This is a genomic window from Elusimicrobiaceae bacterium (assembly GCA_017528825.1).
Taxonomy (GTDB): domain Bacteria; phylum Elusimicrobiota; class Elusimicrobia; order Elusimicrobiales; family Elusimicrobiaceae; genus Avelusimicrobium.
Genome location: JAFXOI010000035.1, coordinates 48,492 through 67,056 on the forward strand (window position 1 = coordinate 48,492; position 18,565 = coordinate 67,056).

At 43.2% G+C, this 18,565-nt stretch carries 15 protein-coding genes, 2 tRNA genes and 1 pseudogene; 6 read left to right on the forward strand and 12 right to left on the reverse strand.

Translation table 11 applies throughout. The annotated features are described in order from the left end of the window. Positions 1-6 precede the first annotated feature (6 nt). Positions 7-981: a HAMP domain-containing histidine kinase gene (locus IKN49_06290; protein MBR3632646.1), complete on the forward strand. Its 975-nt coding sequence runs from the start codon at positions 7-9 to the stop codon at positions 979-981. On the opposite strand, the gene IKN49_06295 is transcribed toward IKN49_06290, so the two are convergent. From IKN49_06295 to IKN49_06310, 4 genes are read right to left on the reverse strand one after another with little or no spacing between them, the layout of a single operon-like run. Next, the gene (locus IKN49_06295) at positions 982-1,911 is read right to left on the reverse strand and encodes a LytR C-terminal domain-containing protein (GenBank protein ID MBR3632647.1); all 930 of its coding nucleotides are present in this window, start codon (positions 1,909-1,911) and stop codon (positions 982-984) included. After that, positions 1,881-3,014, reverse strand: a complete 1,134-nt coding sequence (gene nadD, locus IKN49_06300) for a nicotinate (nicotinamide) nucleotide adenylyltransferase (GenBank protein ID MBR3632648.1) — start codon at positions 3,012-3,014, stop codon at positions 1,881-1,883. Before nadD ends, IKN49_06295 begins: the two co-directional genes overlap by 31 nt. Beyond that, a complete protein-coding gene (locus IKN49_06305; GenBank protein ID MBR3632649.1) occupies positions 3,011-4,318 on the reverse strand; it encodes an FAD-dependent oxidoreductase in 1,308 nt (435 codons plus the stop codon). Before IKN49_06305 ends, nadD begins: the two co-directional genes overlap by 4 nt. Continuing rightward, a complete protein-coding gene (locus IKN49_06310; GenBank protein MBR3632650.1) occupies positions 4,311-5,345 on the reverse strand; it encodes an undecaprenyl/decaprenyl-phosphate alpha-N-acetylglucosaminyl 1-phosphate transferase in 1,035 nt (344 codons plus the stop codon). The genes IKN49_06305 and IKN49_06310 overlap by 8 nt, the downstream gene beginning before the upstream one ends. Positions 5,346-5,404: 59 nt before the next feature. Between IKN49_06310 and IKN49_06315 the strand changes: the two genes are divergently transcribed. Next, complete coding sequence (locus IKN49_06315; GenBank protein MBR3632651.1) at positions 5,405-6,019, forward strand: hypothetical protein; 615 nt, start codon at positions 5,405-5,407, stop codon at positions 6,017-6,019. Positions 6,020-6,044: 25 nt separating this feature from the next. Here the strand turns inward: IKN49_06315 and IKN49_06320 are convergent, their stop codons facing one another. The 6 genes from IKN49_06320 to IKN49_06345 all read right to left on the reverse strand — a co-directional run bounded on the left by IKN49_06320 (position 6,045) and on the right by IKN49_06345 (position 12,042). Continuing rightward, a complete protein-coding gene (locus tag IKN49_06320) occupies positions 6,045-6,740 on the reverse strand; it encodes a lysophospholipid acyltransferase family protein (protein MBR3632652.1) in 696 nt (231 codons plus the stop codon). Continuing rightward, positions 6,740-7,369, reverse strand: a complete 630-nt coding sequence (locus IKN49_06325) for a hypothetical protein (GenBank protein MBR3632653.1) — start codon at positions 7,367-7,369, stop codon at positions 6,740-6,742. The genes IKN49_06320 and IKN49_06325 overlap by 1 nt, the downstream gene beginning before the upstream one ends. 101 nt (positions 7,370-7,470) lie before the next feature. Further along, positions 7,471-8,487, reverse strand: coding sequence for a protein translocase subunit SecF (gene secF, locus IKN49_06330; protein ID MBR3632654.1), 1,017 nt, complete (start codon positions 8,485-8,487; stop codon positions 7,471-7,473). Then, positions 8,484-9,899, reverse strand: a complete 1,416-nt coding sequence (gene secD / locus IKN49_06335; GenBank protein MBR3632655.1) for a protein translocase subunit SecD — start codon at positions 9,897-9,899, stop codon at positions 8,484-8,486. The genes secF and secD overlap by 4 nt, the downstream gene beginning before the upstream one ends. After that, entirely contained in the window at positions 9,899-10,210 is a 312-nt protein-coding gene (gene yajC / locus IKN49_06340) for a preprotein translocase subunit YajC (protein ID MBR3632656.1), read from the reverse strand. Before yajC ends, secD begins: the two co-directional genes overlap by 1 nt. A 95-nt stretch (positions 10,211-10,305) precedes the next feature. After that, positions 10,306-12,042: a sulfatase-like hydrolase/transferase gene (locus tag IKN49_06345; GenBank protein MBR3632657.1), complete on the reverse strand. Its 1,737-nt coding sequence runs from the start codon at positions 12,040-12,042 to the stop codon at positions 10,306-10,308. 80 nt (positions 12,043-12,122) lie between these two features. Here IKN49_06345 and IKN49_06350 point away from each other — a divergent pair, with 80 nt between their 5' ends. Then, positions 12,123-13,874: a threonine--tRNA ligase gene (locus IKN49_06350; protein ID MBR3632658.1), complete on the forward strand. Its 1,752-nt coding sequence runs from the start codon at positions 12,123-12,125 to the stop codon at positions 13,872-13,874. A 495-nt stretch (positions 13,875-14,369) separates the two neighbouring features. Here the strand turns inward: IKN49_06350 and IKN49_06355 are convergent. Then, positions 14,370-14,465 (reverse strand): annotated as a pseudogene (locus IKN49_06355) (prepilin-type N-terminal cleavage/methylation domain-containing protein). Between the two features lie 402 nt (positions 14,466-14,867). Continuing rightward, the gene (locus IKN49_06360; GenBank protein MBR3632659.1) at positions 14,868-16,790 is read right to left on the reverse strand and encodes a DUF885 family protein; all 1,923 of its coding nucleotides are present in this window, start codon (positions 16,788-16,790) and stop codon (positions 14,868-14,870) included. 183 nt (positions 16,791-16,973) lie between these two features. On the opposite strand from IKN49_06360, the gene IKN49_06365 reads away from it, so the two are divergent. The 3 genes from IKN49_06365 to tig all read left to right on the forward strand — a co-directional run bounded on the left by IKN49_06365 (position 16,974) and on the right by tig (position 18,463). Then, a tRNA-Lys gene (locus IKN49_06365) sits at positions 16,974-17,046 on the forward strand. Between the two features lie 18 nt (positions 17,047-17,064). Beyond that, positions 17,065-17,146 (forward strand) — tRNA-Leu (locus IKN49_06370). Between the two features lie 27 nt (positions 17,147-17,173). Continuing rightward, entirely contained in the window at positions 17,174-18,463 is a 1,290-nt protein-coding gene (gene tig / locus IKN49_06375) for a trigger factor (protein MBR3632660.1), read from the forward strand. The last annotated feature ends 102 nt before the right edge of the window (positions 18,464-18,565 follow it).

The following is an 18,565-nucleotide window of genomic DNA, read 5'->3' on the forward strand; positions in this document are numbered from 1 at the left end:
AAAATTATGCCTAGCATATTTACCTCTCATCATTATCTTGTTTATTATATCGTGCTCACCACGATATTGATCCTGCTTACCTACTGGATTTCACGGCGTGTCTATTTGCGCAAAATGAAACGTGCCGTCATGAAGGCCGAGCATAATTATCAACAACAGGTAGCTGCCTTGCAAATGCAACTATCCGGTAAAGTGAATATGCTGGAAGGCATGGTGGAAAAGTTAAAACTTTCAAACCAAGAACTTAACCGCTTAAGCGAAATCCGTTCTAAATTTATGTCTATTGTGGCCCATGACTTGCGCCAACCGCTGACTTCTATTCAGGGTTTTACCTCGGTACTTATGATGGATAGCCCGCAGGGAGAAGGCAATAGCGAACAAATCGCATTGAATAATATCTTAAAAGCCACAGACAATATGAACCAACTCATGGCCGACTTGATGGACATTTCGATGATTGAGTCCGGTAAATTTAATATGGATTTCAAGGAATTCAATTTCAACCAATTATTAGATGATGTGCACGCCTTGCAACAGGTCAATGCACAAAAGAAAGGCATTTTTCTAGTCAAATACGCTTATCCAACGGACGTATTGGTATACGCAGATCGTTTCCGTATTTCGCAGGTACTGAATAATTTATTGGGGAATGCCATTAAATTCTCTCCGCAAGGGGGACGCATCGCCGTAGAATATGTGATAGAGAACGGTTGGTTATTATGTGCTGTGCAAGACGAAGGCCCCGGCATTGCCCCGGATGAACAAGTTAAAATTTTCCAGAAATTTCATCAATCTGAACACGACCATACAGCTCGCAAACAGGGCTGGGGGTTGGGTTTGTCTATTGCGCAAGAAATCGTCAATGCTCACCAAGGAGAAATTGGTGTGTCTAGTGCAGGGTTAGGGCAAGGGGCCACTTTTTGGTTCCGTATCCCGATCACGTCTAATACGCAACCGCTTGAAGGAGTCAGTGATTTATAACTACAGCGGTTGTTTGTAGTCTTCACCGATGATAATACGCGCATCACAAATGGCGGTATCTTGTTTTTCCGATATAATTTCGTTATTGAGTCCCATTGCAGAGCTCAGTTGCTTGAGTTGGTTGCGCCGTCCGGTGAAATCAATGATGTGGGTTTGCGCTTGGCGTTCCCCGTGGAAGGTGTCGTACTGCAATACGTCTACCGACAGTAGGCCTTGCTGGGTTTTATCCCGCAGGTATTGAGTAAGTTCCATGGCGGCTCCTTTTTTGCCGGATGCATTTAAGATTTCCAGCAACAAGGGCCTGTCCTCTAAAGCTAACGGGGCCTTATCTTCCACAGGAGCTAAAATACGGTCCGGCTCAACGGCGGGAGTAGTAGATTTAGAGGCCTTCTTTTTTGTTTTTTCTTCTACATTTTTAATGGTAATATCCGTCAGTTCTAAGCGGCTCATGTCCATCGCATAGGATAAAAATTCCGCCGGGGAAAGATTGGTCCGCTTATCATGATAGGCTTGTAAATAATCCCACAGCAACTGTCCGGCCAATACGGGATTATATCTCCATTGAGTCAGGCGGTTTTTGAATTGCTCCCAAAACTCATCTCGTTTAAGCGTTTTTGGAATATAGTATCGTACAGACAAAGTAGGCACTTGAGCTTGTTTGAGTAAATCGTGTGCATTATCAAAAGGAGCTTGAGGCAGTTTGCGCCGTTTAATGGTGGTCCATATGGATTTGCGAGAGCTCGGATTATAGGCCGCCACCATAGCCGGTTGCGTCAAAATAGCGACGTATAAAGTGTCGTCTGCTTTTTGGGTAAGCGTGCGCACTGTTACAGACTGATATTGCGCTAGGGCCGCCCAACCTACCGCGCCTAACAGTCCCAACAAAAATAATTTACCTATTAGGCTGCGTGCTTTACCAGATGATTCCATAATTCAATCCCTGCCGGACAAAGCCACTTTTGGCTGTCAATGGTGAACCATAATTTCCGGTTAGCGGCATATAAAAGCGCCTTCTCCAAATCCTGCATGGCCAAGGTGCGTATCACAAAAGCATCTTTGTATTTGCGGTCTTTGGAAGAAATATCCGCCACGAACAAAATTTTACTTAATTGCGTCATGTTCAAGCTGCCCAATGTATGTTCTTCAATGGCGGTTAATACGTCACGGTCCTGTATTGAAAAAAGTTCTTGTGCCAGTTGCGCCGAAACAAACGAATGTAACAGCGCAGGTTCACATTTGCAAATATCTTCAAAATAGGGGATTTTTAAACGATGTTCTGTGCAATAATGAATTAAATCTTGAGCCGAAAATCCTTTGCCGGCATCATGCAAAATACCTGCCTGTACGGCTTTTTCGGTAGGGACTTCGTAGATATCGCTTAAGACGGCACATAATTCCGCCACTTTAATAGAGTGTAAATAGCGGTTAGGTTTAAGATGTTTCTTAAGCCAGCGATGTTGCTCTAACCCGTACAAATCATGCGCCAAAATGATTTTTCCCACTTCGGCCGATATTTTATCTGCCGGAATTCCTCCGCTAGATAAAATATGAGTGCGCACGCGCGTGGAAGAAAGTTTCGGAAATTGGCCGGGGAGCATAATATGCTTAAAATCTACATGATTTTCTTTGAACCCCTTGCGGCGGCCGGCTACAATGGTAGTATGTTTGAAAATATAGTCTGCATTTTTCCAAGCGTGCAAATCGTTTAGGCAATCTGTTCCCACCAACAGATAAATGTCCGCCTGGGGGTATCGTGTTTGTAGATATTGCACTAATTGATAAGAATAGGTTTTACCGCCCTGTTTGAATTCATAATCGTCAAAAATTAAATTAGTATCTAAAGCAGAAAAAGCGGCCTGTGCCATTTGCATACGCAAATGAAACGGGGTGGGGGACTTTGCCTTAAACGGAGATTGGTAAGCAGGAACAATATGCGTTACATCCGGTTTAATGACGGCTAAAGCCTTTTTGAGCATGGCCACATGGCCTTTATGTACGGGGTCAAAACTGCCCCCAAAAACGAGTATTTTCATGCTTGTATCCCTAATATAGAAGCGATTTCTTTCCCTTGTAATAAACTGCGTTCCATAAACGAATATTCCCAACAGCCATACCGTCCGGCACATAGCGTATGTTGTTGTTGTAACCAACGGGTAATCGTTGTTACAGCGTCCAAACGATATTTATCATATATGGCATAGGCCGGATTTAAGGTGCGCCAAAATGAAAAAAGGATTTTATCTTGCTCTTTTATTATACCTTTTTGGCATAGTGTCTTAAAAATGGCTTGTTCGGTCGCCTTACCGGGTGTGATTTTTTGAGTTGTTTCAATATACAGAGAGCTCGTGCCTTTGGGCGCATTGTATGGCGAAAAAGCACTTTGCATACCTACGCGGTAGAAAGGCATTTCCGGCTCAGGAAAATAAATCCAGTGAAATGGCGTTATTTTTCGTCCGATGGCTATTTGAAAGACATATACCGAAGTACTCTTAAGTTTAGAGGCTTTTTGTTTGATATGCTTGGGCAAGCGGACACAACGCTGGAGAAATACCGGCAACGGCAAGGTATTGATTAGTGTGTCATAAGATACCCACTTGCCTTGAACGAGAGCTCGCTGATTGGCTAAATTAATAGAGGTGACTTCTGCCGAAAGCCATGTATTAGGCACGCGCTCGGCCAATGCATCAGCCAGTGCGGCGCACCCTCCGGATTTAGGATAATAAAAATAGGAATTGTATCCCCAACTTTTTTTCCCGGGACGGCGTGCGCCTTGTTTAATTTGAGTTATGTTGGGGGTGGGGACAAAGGTGCCGCACCAATCACACGTTAATTCTGTTAGAGGTGTTTGCCAGAGCTTTTGATTGTAAGGTTTGAAAAAACATTCGTACATGTTGCGGCCAAAGGATTGTTGGGCCCATTGTTCAAAATTTTTTGGGGATTGAATAGGCTGCTTGGCTGCTTGTAGGGCACCTTCCACGCAAGCACGACGATATTTGGCGGGCAACGCCCATAAATTGGCTTGGAACGGAAAAGGGATTTTGCGGCCATATAGATTAATAAAAGCGTTGCGTTTGTGTCGTAATAAATTCCCTTTTAACAAACGGCGCACTAATTGTTTGGTGTAGGGATTGTGCAAGTGTAATAAATGGCCGGAATAATCAAAGGTGAATCCGTTTTTCACCTCGCTGGCACATAATCCCCCAAAAAATGAATTTTTTTCCACGACTAGGTAATCGGTTTGTTTCTGCTGTTCTAAATGATAGGCCGTGCTCAGACCGGTTAAACCACCGCCTAAAATCAAGTAACGCACGTGAAGGGATGAAGGTTTTTTAGTCATGTGTATGTCCCGAAATACCAATCAGATACAGCGCAATCATTACTGTTAGCAGTAGGGCAACGCCGTACACGCAAAGAGCAGGTAGTAGCGTAAGCCGCGTGGTCCAAAATGCAAGTATGTTAAATAGAACGCCTGCCGTTAAAAAAGATAATAAAATTGTTTTTGGGGAAATTCCTGCCCGTTGCAAACGTATGACGGCATGATCGGGACTGCCCTGCAAAGGATTTTGCCCTTTTTGTAGACGTACTAAACTGACAAAAGAAGTATCAAATATGGGAACCGCTAAAATTAGTAAGGGTGCCAGAAAACCAACATTTGATAAAGTGCTGTAATCGGCTCCCATGGACAAGGCCGCTATCAGAAAACCGATTAATGTGCTGCCGCTATCTCCTAAAAAAGATTTCAAACGGCGGCTATGATTATACGGCCAAAAACCAAGGCAAGCTCCCAGTAGGGCGTAAGCTCCGAAATTGACATAAATTTGCTCGGAAGGGAGGGAAATAAAAATTAAACCCAGACAGCAAATAACAGCTTGCCCCACGCATAAGCCGTCAGCAATGTCTAATAAGTTAAATGCATTGGTAATTCCCAACACCCACAAAAAAGTAAGCGTATAAGAAAGCACGGGGGAATCAAATAAGCTGATATGTACTCCATAACGCATAAGGCATAAGGTAGCCAGAATTTGTATAAATAATTTAACGGAAATTCCTAAGCCGGCCGGCTTTTTCAAATCGTCTAATAAACCCAGCCCGAAAATCATGGCACCCCCGCATAAAATGCCGCGCAAACTATGCAACGTTCCGGTGGGAAAATCAGTAGTATAACGAATAAAAAACAAACTGACTATTAATCCCGCCAACAAGGCGCAACCGCCCACTATAGGAGTAGATTGAGCGTGATGTTTTAATCCGCCGGGGCTATCTAACAAGGCCGGTCCGATAGCTGCGCGTAGCAAAGGCAGTGCAATGGCGGTAGTCGTAGCGGATAATAATACGGTTAACAAATAAAGTGATAATGTGCTCATTTACTTTATATTATAATATTAAAAAGGGCATCACCGCCGCAGTATTGACAGGAACAAAGATGAAAAAATTTTTATTTGCAGGAATATGTCTGCTCGGTTTAGGAGCCTGTGCTTCTGTTCCGGTGCAGAAAAATTGTGCCGAAACAAAAATAATGCCTTCTTTATTTGCCGAAGGAAAAACCTTAGCGGCTTTTTATATGCAGGCCAGTAGAAAACAATATGGGCTGGACGGAGTTTTAGAAATCAAGAAATTAGGTGTCAATGAGTATGAAATAAATGCCTTTTCCGCGGCGGGGGGATATCGTTTATTGCAGGCTATAGTTACCCCAGACAAAACGCAATATCAATTCCTCATTAAACAAGCAGACAAAGCAGTGGTGCGTGCTAAATTGCAACGTATGTGGACTTTGTTATTATTTCAGCCGGAGAGCATGAGCCGTTGCCAGCGTAAAGAGATGAAAACTTATATTTCGTATCAGGCTCCGTTTGCAAGAAAATATATATACGAAGATAAGAATTCTTATCCCGAACAAGTGCTTTCCAGCGCACTTTTCAACCGAACAACGCTTTTCTTTAAGCACTATCAAACAGTAGCACAAGAGCAAGTGCCGGATGTATTGGAGTATCAAGACGGCGCAATAACGGTGCAACTGCAGCTAATTCGTCTGAAATAAGAGTGTGAATAGATAGGTCAATAGATCAACCCTTTGTATTATCAAAGGGTTTTTTGTTGATAAATTGCTCGGATTGATCGGTTACGCGGTCCAATTCATTTTTGAGCGCCAGTGCGGCAGTTTCCAAATTGGTTTCCTCGGTAATATAAAACGCTTTTCCATAGGTAAAAGCAGTTTTTCCAAACGGTAAGGGTACGCGCATTTTATCCCAAGAACCAACTTTAAATTTGTGATTTAACGCACTTCCCACTGGAATAATAGGCAACCCTGTTTTGCGCGCCAAATATAAGATACCGTGTTGAACTTGATAAATCGGACCTCGCGGACCATCCGGCGTGAGTATCGGATGATAGCCTTCTCGTACAGCGCGTATCATTTCAATTAATGCACGTGCACCGCCGCGTGTAGAACTGCCGCGTACGGCTTTCATACCAAAATAGGGCAAAACGCGCGCAATATATTCCCCGTCTTTACTTTGGCTAATCAAGGCCGCCACTTTTTGCTTGCGGTAGGGATATAATAAGAAAAGCTGTTGATTGTGCCAAATGCAGTAAATATAATTTTTGCCCTGTTTTTCTAAAGCTAAAAATTCATCGGTTTTGAACCAATACACGCGTGTAGTCCAGCCCAAAAAGACACTATAGCCGTAAATTAACCATGAAATCATTCGGCGTGATAGGGAAATGGGCTGTTGAGTAGATTTAGATTTGCGTTTGGCCATTATTTTTTCCCTTTTCGTTTCTTTTTCTGCCAAGGGACAATTAATACCACGGTAGCTTGTGGAGTCAATTGTCCGTCTTGCCATGCCACATTGATTTTATCGCTGCTGATATGTGAAAGCAATTGCGGCAAGATTTTAGAGCTGGTCTCTAAATCAGCACGGGAGGCCTCTTGAAATAATTTGGGTTCGGGAGCCATACCTAATTTAGGTACATAGATAAATTGCGGCTCTTGTGCCTCATATTCTTCTTTTTCGGCCTGTTCTTTAATTAAATCCAACACAAACAGGGTAGCCGTGCGTAAAAACTCAAACAACACTACTTGAGCAATCAACTGTTTTTCCGGAGCCCAATCTGCAATATAAGCAATGGGTTTGTCTCCTAAAGTCACGGCGCAAGCACTAAATATGCCTTGTGCTGCCACAGTTTGAGTGCCTAAATCCCATAGCACATTTTCATTTAACTCATACACGGTGCCCGGATCTAGCTGCTGGGCAAGATCGAGCACAAATTTAGATAGCTCTATTTCGTTTGTTAAATTAGCCGCGGTTAAATCTAATCCTAAACGCAAAATCTTGCGCGTGATTTCTTTTTGGCGGGTACTAATCTTAAAACGTTTAATTTTTCGCATGGTATTTTAGACAACTTGTATATCAATCCCTAGCAGACATTCATATCCAACCTGTCTTAAAAGAGGGCGCACCCGAGCGGAGCGCCCTCTTAAACAAAGACTTATCTTCTGTTGCGACGGCTTTTGCGCATGGCTTTTTTAGAAGGACCTTTCGTTCCTTCTTCCATGGCTGTTACCGGTTCTACTCTTTTGGGAGCCGGAGCCGGTTTGTATTCGTGTTTGGGCAAAGATTCCATATTTTTGCCGCCTTTAGTCCACACATACACCAACGGAGTCGTCAGTGCAATGGTAGTGTAGAAACCACAAATACAGCCCACCAACATAGCAAACGAGAAGGAGTTTAACGCTTCTCCACCGATAAAGTAAAGCACGAACAACGCACCAACTACGGTAATAGAGGTAATCGCCGTGCGAGAGAGAGTTTCGTTAATGGATAAATTAATGAGTTCTCCCAATGTTGCACGCGGGTTCAGACGCATATTTTCGCGGATGCGGTCAAAAATAACGATGGTATCGTTAATAGAAAAACCGGCTACCGTTAAGAATGCGGCTACCACTACGAGGTCAATTTCGCGCTGTGTAATAGCAAAAGCTACAGCCATCACAAATAAATCGTGGAACAGGGCTACTACGCCGGATGTGCCCCACAAGATATTGTTAAAGCGAAAGGCTACATAAATGATGATAAACACCAAGGATAAGATAATAGCCCACGCGGCCCGTTCAGTCATATTTTGTCCTACGGTAGGGCCTACGAAGTTAGTTTGCTGGACTACATAGGGAACATGCAAAGTGTTTAAGGCCGCTTCAATGCGAGCTTGCACTTCTCCTACATTGGATTCGGTCCCTTTTTCACGTACCGCAAAGGTTTCATCTCCGTAACTCTGTAAGTCAGAGCTATGACCCGTTTGGCTCAAGGCCGCACGAATTTGGGCCATATCCACTTTTTGCTCAAATTTGACTTGTACCATGGTACCGCCGGTAAAGTCAATGCCCAAGTTCAACCCTTTGGTAGAGAATAAGTAAATACCAAAGACAAAAATCAGGGCAGAAAGGGTAAAGTATATCTTTCTGTATTTGAGGAAATCAATGTGTGTTTTTGGGAAAAAAGTCATCATAAGCTGATCTCCTTGGGATTAGAAGTTAACATCAACTCATACATGGCACGTGTCACAAATACGGCCGTGAACAAGCTGACTACCAGACCAATAATCAAGGTAACGGCAAACCCTTTGACGGGGCCCGTACCAAATTGCAATAGACAGCAACCCACGATGATGGTGGTGATATTGGAGTCAAAAATAGCAGACCATGCTTTTTCATAACCCAGTTGGATAATGGTAGCAATCGGTTTGCCCATAAGTTTTTCTTCGCGCATACGTTCAATGATCAGCACGTTGGCATCGATGGCCATGGCCAACGATAAGATGACACCGGCAATGCCGGGCACCGTGAGCGTAGCTGAGAAATAACTCATGATTGCCACTAACAAAATGAGGTTGAGAATTAAGGCCGTATCGGCGATAAAACCTGCCCATTTATAATAGATGACCATGAACAATAAAATGCCCAGTAAAGCATACAAAGAAGCACTTAAACCGGACTTAATAGAGTCTTCTCCCAAGGTGGGGCCGATGGTCTTTTTCTCAATGACATGTACAGGAGCCGGCAAAGCGCCTGCTTTGAGTACAATGGTTAATTGTCTGGCTTCATCCAAGGTAAAAGTACCGGAAATGCGGCCATCTTTAGTAATACGGCTTTGCACTACGGGAGCAGATTGAATTGTGTTATCCAACACGATGGCCAATTGCTTGCCGATGTTGGAGCCGGTCAACTGTCCGAATTTTTTAGCACCGTCTGCATTGAAAGAGAAAGCAACCTCAGGATATCCGTTGTCGCCATACATGGTTAGACGGGCATTTTCCAAATCAGCACCGGTTACTTTGGCTGCTTTATCTACCACATTGTAACCTCCGTCTTTCGTGCGGAAAATGGTATATCCTTCCGGTAACAGTTCGGCAATTTCCGGTTTTAGGTTTCCGTCTTGATCGTATGGTTCTTCGGTTTCTTCCAACTTGGCAATGGCTTTTTCAGCGCCGGTGGTGTCATTTTTCACAATGTGAAATTCCAACATGGCTGTTTTGCCGATTAACGCTTCCGCGGCGGCCGGATTGGCTACACCGGGCAGTTGGACCAAAATCCACTTTTCACCCTGACGGGTAATGAGGGTTTCACCCACTCCGTATTGGTCAATACGGTTGCGGATGATTTCGATGGCGCGGGCCATCGCTTCATTGAGTGGTTCTTTGCTGCTGAGTTTGGATACATCTAATTCCAGTAGCAGACTACTACCACCTCGCAGGTCTAGACCCAAGTTCAACATACGGGCCGGACGTTCTCCCATGGCTTCCAGTTTGACACGTTCGGCGTTGGGCTTAGAGTACCAGCGATAATTAGGATAAATCAGCGCTAGAGAGCCCAGCAGTACGACAATGATGATAATCCATTTAATGGCCAGAGACTTGGACATTATTTGGCTCCTCCTTGTTTAATGGGAGTAACGGCGGATAAAAACCCGACGACACCCGATTTCAAAACGGTTATTTTAACATTATCGGCCAATTTCACTTCCAAAGCATTGTCGTGAAACCCGACAACAGTTCCTACAATCCCTCCGGAAATAACAACTTGGTCGCCTTTCTGTAGTGCTTCCAGTTTAGTAAGACGTTCTTGTTCGCGTTTCTTCTGTCCGCGGCCGGACCAGAATATCATGATGATGAAGAAGGTCAAGATGAGCATTAAAAATAAATTTGCTCCTCCGCCTTGTGCTGCAGTATTCATGCTTCCTCCATAAATGAAAATATATTGATACCTCTCAATTTTAGCATATTTCACGCCTTAAAAAGGAGTTTCTTCTAAAATAAGTGGGGTAATGGTTACTTTGTCCAAACGGTACGCACCAGATTAATGAGCGGTTGATCTGCCGGCCGAGTTGTGTTTAACGCAATAACCTGCTGCCCTTGTTTAGTGCGTACAATCAGATAATCTTCTTTAATATCAAAGACGGTGCGCTCGCTATTTACCTCAAACAAGCTATGCCCGAAAAATCCTTTGGGTTGCGGTAGGTTCAACAGATCCAGCACGGTAGGGGCAATGTCCAATTGACTGGCCAACACATCGGTTACAAGCGGTTTTTGTAAAGCAGGGGCTGTAATTACGGCAAGCGGAATACGGTCAAAAACCGGATCAAACGGTTTGAACAAAGCCGGCGTGATCATATTGGAAAAAGAAGGGTGATCCCCTGTCACTAAAATAAGCGTATGCTCATCGAGTAAATTTTTCTCACGCAAATTTTGCAAAAAGCGCTCGATATCTTGCCCCACACGGGCAAAAGCGCGCGGCAGGGTGGGACGATCATAAAAAGGCGCGTCGATTTCCTCATATTGTTGATCTATGTAATCACTCCGGCCCAGCGGCACATGGGTATCTACCGTCAGTAAGGTCAAAAAAGTTTTTTCATCTTGATGCTCTTTTAGATATTGCGTAGCATAGTCAAAGAGTTTGCGGTCTAATAATCCCCACCATGTTAAATAGGTAGTATATTCCGGCTTGTCCTCAAAAAAGCGCCACCCTTGCACGACATCAAAACCGGCTTGATGAAATAATTCGTTTTCATTCATATAATCTTCGTGCGCACCGCGTACAAAAGCGGTATGGAACCCTGCTTTTTTGAGTTCTTTTACAAAGGATAATGGATAACCGTTTTGGAAATTTAATTCCGCATACGGATGGGAAGAAAACATAACAGTTAAACCGTATAAAGTGGAAAGTGTAACGGTTTGTAAGGTGGTGGCAGGATATTGCTCAAACAAGGCATCATAACCGCGCCCGGCTTTAACAGGAATATGGGGGTTAAAGCGGTGCATATATTTGGCTGATAAAGATTCGGTAGCAATTAAAATAACGCGTTTATAATTTTTGCCGATACCTGTGTTTTGGGCGGTGAATACATGGTATTTTTCAGCGGTAGCCGCCACTTCTGCGGGTAATTCTGATGTGATAATCGCCTGCGGTGCGGGAGCAATCATTGCTTTAGCTAAATAAACAGGCAGCGGGGGGAGAAAATAGCGGGCAAAAAAATCATTGGGTTTTTGTAGCAATACAAAAGGATTTATAAAACTAAAGAAAGCTAGTATAAGTGCGCACAATCCCGCTTGTTTAAGTGCTTGTTTTCGTTCAGAGGCAGCACACCAGCGGCGTACAATACCTACGCAGAAAAGAGCCACTGCCGCGAAGTAAGATAAAAGCCGCCAATCGGTCATAAAATCATAATCGCCGCCTTGCAATGTATTAAAATACTTTGCCCCAAAACGCTCTTTGAAATAAAGTAACAAGACAAAATCAGCTGTCATGGCAAAGTAGTACAGAAAGAGCAAGAAACTTAAAAACCATTTATTTTTAATTCCGATGGCAAAAAGTACAGATAAACACAAACCCAAAAAGGCATACTCAACTAAAAGGCGTGCGCCCAAGGTTACCAGCCAAGCGGTAGGGGCGGTGACTTGTACTTGTATCAGTCCGAAGGCCGTTACCGCCAGTGCAGGCAAACTGGCAAGCAATAAGAGTTTATAATGGACGAACAAAGGAGATAAAAAAGCAAAAACTCGTTTCATAACAATTCAGCAGGTCTATTCCTAATTTGATATACTTTATTATATAAATTTAGGCGCTTTAGTCGCTTAAGGACACAATTATGGAAAATAATGAACTTGAAATGAAACGGCATTCTTGTGCGCATATTATGGCCGCTGCCGTACAGCAGTTGTTCCCCGGTACCAAGTTGGGTATCGGTCCTGCCATTGATAATGGCTTTTATTATGATTTTGATTGCTCCCATGCATTCACTCCGGAAGATTTGAAAACTATTGAAACTAAAATGAAAGAACTCATTAAAGCGCGCATTCCTTTTGAGCGCAAAGAGATGAGCAAAGCCGAAGCCAAAAAGTTTTTTGAAGCACGCGGCGAAACGTATAAATTGGAACTATTAGAAGAATTGGAAGACGGCCAAATTACCGTTTATTTGACGGGCGATTATGCTGATTTGTGCCGTGGCCCTCACGTGGAACATACGGGCAAAATTAATAATTTCAAACTTTCCGCGATTGCCGGTGCCTATTGGCGCGGAGATGAAAAACGCCCCATGTTGCAGCGCATTTACGGGTTGAGTTTTAATACCAAAGATGAACTCAATGCCTATGTGAAGCAACAGGAAGAGGCCGCCAAACGCGACCACCGCAAATTAGGACCGGAACTGGATCTGTTCAGTATTAATGACCATGTCGGACCGGGACTGATTTTAATGCATCCCAAAGGCGGTATGCTGCGCAAAATTTTGGAAGATTGGATTAAAGACCAAAACTTAAAACGCGGCTATGATTTGGTGGTCAGCCCGCATATTGCTAGGTTACACTTGTTTGAAATCAGCGGTCATGCCGGATTTTATAAAGACAGTATGTTCCACCCCATGGAAGTAGATAATGAGGCCTATCAAATTAAGCCGATGAACTGCCCTTTCCACGTGGAAATTTATAAAACGCACTTGCGCTCGTATCGTGATTTGCCGTTACGTTTTAGTGAATTAGGAACGGTGTACCGCTATGAACGATCGGGTGCGTTGCATGGGATGCTTCGCGTACGCGGATTTACGCAAGATGATGCTCATATTTTCTGCACGCCCGAACAAGTGGAAGGCGAAGTGAAACAGGCTTTTGAGTATGCCATGCACATTTTCAAAACTTTTGGCTTTGAAAAATACGCGGTGGAACTTTCCACCCGTGACCCCGAACATCCGGAACATTTTACCGGAGACGTAGCCGAATGGGAACGTGCTGAGAATGCATTAAAACACGTACTAGAAGAAAATCATATTGAATATACCACTCACGCCGGAGAAGCGGCTTTCTACGGGCCTAAAATTGATATTAAGGTAATGGACGCCATCGGCCGTTTGTGGCAATTGTCTACTATTCAGTTTGATTTTAATTTGCCGCAACGCTTTGACTTGGAATATGTTGCGCCGGAAGGACGTCAGCGCCCGATCATGGTGCACCGCGCGATGTTTGGCAGTATCGAACGTTTTACCGGAGTGCTCATTGAACACTATGCGGGTTGGTTCCCGCTCTGGTTAGCGCCGGTGCAAGTAAAACTCTTAACGTTGACAGATGACCAAATTCCGTTTGCCAAGGAAGTGGCCGCTAAGATGAAGGCCGCCGGTTTGCGTCCGGAACTGGATATCCGTCCGGAAAAATTAGGGTTGAAGATCCGCGAAGCCCATATGCAACATATTCCGTACACGGCTATTATCGGAAAGAATGAGGCGGCAGAAGGCAAGCTGACCATTCGTTTGCGCGATGGTAAAAATACGCAAGCCTTGCCGGTAGACGAAATTATTGCCAAAATGAAAGAAGAAGTAGAAACTTTCAGTTTGAGTAATTTGTTAAAGTAAGAAAAATAAATCTTCAGTAAAAAATAACGCGACACAATTTATTTCCGTGCCGCGTTATTTTTAGGGAAGTGTAAATCCTTTACTGTTTTGAAATTGAACACCTCCAAATAAGTTGATACAGTAACTTCCTTGTGGTAAATTAAAACCTGCGGAGGCAGATTCATAACACGAAATTTGATTTTCAGGTAAATTATCGCGTTTAAACCAATATTGGAAACCTCCTCCTTTATATTTTCCTTTTATTCTATAGATTTCTATTCCATGGTAAGGAACGGAAGAATTATAAAGTAAAATGCTCCATTCATCATTTGATTTCCAATCGGTGAGCATATCGTAATTAAAAGGATTGTATTTCTCTGTAAATGGAATTTGTACATCTAATTCATCAAATTTAGTGGGATAAGTACCGTTAGCCAAATAGTAGGATTGTTCAGCTTGCGCAACTGCCTTGAGTAGAGTTTGTGCCTGAACAGCTTTTGCTTTTTCCACTGCTTTTTCATATTGCGGTAAGGCAATGGCCGATAAAATGCCAATGATGAGTACTACCACCAACAGTTCTATAAGGGTAAAACCCTTGTTATATTTCTTCATGTGTATTCTCCTTTTTTTCTGTTGTTGGAAAATACAAATAAAAACGGCCATTTATTTGTAAGCTCACGCTAATGCCTTACAATATAAACAGCCGTAGTTTGCCACTCAGTGAGTGGCAAACATTCAGCACAAAACGCCCGGGTAATTAGTCCGTTCATTTTGTGCTTGATATCGGCTGTTTTTGGATTAGCGTGAGATTATCCTTGCGGATAATGCTCTATACTCTTCGTATAGTTCCAAAAACAGAATAAATTGTAATACTACCTAATCAGTATAACAAATTTCACTTATAATTAACATTTATCCTATCGTACGATAACGTGATTAAAATTAGCAAAGCGTAACGGAACTAAAAACCCCCGGTCGTAGCCGGGGGGTTTCAAAACTAATTTAATGTTTCGTTTAGTTCATGTAGAAAGGAGAAGTAAGAGCTTGGGTGACGCGACTCTTTTCCCGCGTATACGCGTTTTCCATTTCCGCTTCCAAACGATTGGGGGGAATGTCCCCAATGGCCATCAGCTTAGCGTGGAAATCGGATAAGAGGAATTTTTTGCCCAATTTCTTTTGATATTTGGCGCGTAAGTTTTTAAGGGCATCATAACCGTAAATATAGCTGACGGCCTCGCCGGGTTGTGCGGCGATTTGTTTGAGCATGGTTTCGGCAGTTGTTTTCTCAATGCCGTTTTCATCCGTCAACCAATTCAACGCTTCGCTATAAGTCATTTGGCGGTTATGTAAGCTGTAGTCTGCAATAGCACCGGCGGCGCGCAAATAGTCTGCCCACGCTAAGAACAGTTGTTCTTCGTCTGTAATAATGTAGCCCCGTTCATTGGCTAAATGCTGGGAATAAACTTCCCACCCATTGCGCAGTGTGGGTACGGGATAGAGCTTGCGGAAAGCAGATAGCCCTTGCCAGTTATAGGCAGACCGATAAGACAAGCCCGGTATTAACTGTCCGGCAACTAATAATTTGAGAGCTGGGGTATTGAAATCACGGTTTAAGATTTCCTGCTTAGCCAGCTCATTACCGCTGGGCAGTCGCAAGAACATATCAAAGCTGGGATTAGTTTGCGTACCAAACGGAGGAACAAAGAGATACGGATAAAAGTAACTATAATAGGTAGGCATCTCTTTGACCGTAAAAGTTCCGTTAGACAACGGAAACACAAAATCTTGGGCGAATGCTTGGCTCAGTTTTTGGGTTTCAGCAGCCAAGGCAGAAATAAAGTTCTGATTGGCTACGTCTCCGGTAATCAATTTGCTGATGGCATAAAACTTGGCCCCTAAGGACACCGGAGGTTCCGGCTGTTGAGAAGGTGCTGCGGGCAATTGTTCCGGTTGGTCAATGGCAGAGACCGTGACAGCATCGGCCGTTTCCCCGTCGGGCACTTGAATGTTTTCTATTACTACTTCTTGGGTTGTAGCGGCCGGCGGTAAATCAAAAGCAGACAAGGCCTTGGTTAAATTTTGTTGCGCAGTTTGGAAATTTTTGGCTAAAAATTTGGTCATTACTTTGGGCTTTTGAGAAATGAAATAATAACTCTGAAGCCGGGCTTCATAATTTTTATCTCCCAAACGAAAATCCTGCTCGGTATTTTCTTGAGCCAATTGCTTGAATAAATCAAACATAGATTTAATAGCTTGTTTGGCTTTGCGAGAGTCGGTACGTACTTGGTTGCGGCTGACATCATCTTGTGCGCGAGATAAAATATACTGGGCAATCTCATCAAAAGATAAGTAGGCATAATAGGCTTTTTCCATGGCTATTTGCGCCAAGAACGAAGCGGGGGAAACCAGATTTTTTTGCGCTTGTTCTGCTACGCCGGGCAAATAATGCACTCTTTCTGCCAAGTCGCGGTCTTGCAAATCGCGGTACGTTAAAGTTTTGATACGGAGATCTTGCAAGGCATCAAAGGCTTGCGCGTATAAGATAGGATCCCACGCGGTGCGATTTTGAGAAATTTGTTTGATTTCCCATTGCAAGCGGGCCTGCAAAGTATCATATTCCGTCTTTTTTTGTTCAGACAATTTTTTGCGATTAATTTGGTCCAGTCCATCTTTGATGATACGCAAAGCGCGTAAAGCCTGAGAGTCACGTTCCGGAGTGCGTACATCTAATTTATTATTGGCGGAATCAAAACCTAAACGAGTGGCCTGTTCCGGGAAAAAAGAAAGCTGTGTGGCGGAATAACGGTTCGTAATTTCATTGAACGCATTGTCTTCCATAATACTGTCAATATCGCCGAGCGATTCAAAACTTAACCCTTGGGCTCCCAATATAGAAGCCATTGTAATACTTAATATAACACTAAGCCATTTTTTCATGCTATACCTCTTGTAAGATAAAATAGTACTCTCTCATTATAGCTAAATTGAGAGCGTTTGTAAGTAGAATTTTATTTCTTATGTATATTGTTTACACGGCAAGCCGCCATTTTTTATCTGTTTGAAACAGAGGGATTTCCCTTAGTAACCTATTTTTTGCTATAATAAAACTATCTTGATTTCGGGCCATTAGCTCAGTTGGTAGAGCAGACGCCTCTTAAGCGTAAGGTCGTGAGTTCGAGCCTCACATGGCCCATTTCTTAAAACCTAACAAGGACGGATGGCGAAACTGGCAGACGCGCATGCCTTAGGAGCATGTGGGGAAACCCTTGAGGGTTCAAGTCCCTCTCCGTCCAACATATTTCATAACGAGGAGTTGTATCATGTCCATTTTCAAAACCGCTGCCGCGGACGAAGTAAAAACCAAACAAATCTCTAAGGAAGGATGCCGGGTTACGTTAAATGTACAGGCCGCTTCTACTCTAATTGATAAAGCATTCCAAAACGCCGCTGTGCAGGTGCAATCCCGTGCTCAAATGCAAGGTTTCCGCGCCGGTAAAGTACCTTTGGATTTAGTCAAACAAAATTTTGCCGGACACATTCAGGAACGTGCATTGGACTTGGCAATTAAAAGTGCAATCTCTGCCGCATTAGACCAAAGCAAATTAAATCCGGTTACCATTCCTTCTTTGACAAAAGCTGATTTTAATAAATTTGCCGAAGGAAAAGATTTTGAATTTGAATTGGCAGTAGATGTAGCGCCGGAATTTGAAGTAAAAGATTACAAAGCTATCCCGGTAACCAAAAAATCTGAAACCGCCACGGAAGAAGAAGTAACCGCTCATTTGAACCGTATTTTAGAAGGCAATGCCCGTTTAGAAAGTGCGGCTGAAGGCACGGTTATTGACGACAAAGTGTATGCGGTGGTGAAATATACCGGTAAAAGAAACGGAACGGAGGATTATAAGCTCAGCGCTGATAGCGAACTGATTGATATGTCTGCTCCGCAAACCATGCCGGAACTGGCGCAAAATATCAAAGGACTGAAAAAAGGTGATGAAAAAGATTTTGAAGTAAAAGAAGGAAATGACACCTTGTCCTTCCACGTAACCGTAGATGATATCAAAAATAAAATTATGCCTAAATTGGATGATTCTTTTGCCAAAGATATGGGCTTTGATAACTTGGAAGCCTTAAAAGCCCGTGTTAGAGAAGGCCTCAATGCCGAAGCCAAAGACAATGCCGAACGGGATATGGTGCATCAAATTGAAGACCATTTGATTAAAATGAATCAATTTGATTTGCCCCAAACCTTGGTGGAAGAATATACAGAACATTCTCTGAATAATTTTGTGCGTAATGTGACGCAAATGAAACCCGAACAGCTCACCGCAGAACAACGCAAAAGCTTTGAAGAACGCATCCGCCCGACGGTGGAAAAAGATTTGCGCATCGGCTACATTATCCATGCGATTGCCCATAAAGAAAACTTGGAAGCTACGCAAGCAGATTGGCAAGCCGAGTTGGATAAGAGCTTAACTGCTAACGCCAAAACAAAAGAAGACGAAAAGAAAATCCGCACGTTCTTTGAAGAACGCAAGGAACATATCTTGGCTACTTTGAACGAACGCAAGGTATTTGATTTTCTCAAGAAAGAAGCAGTCATAAAATAAAGACAGGATATTTTGAGTAACCCATTTGCCCCGTACAAAATACGGGGCAAATTTTTTCTCAAAGCGGCTGAGATTCCCGACAAAGACACTCGGGAATGACAG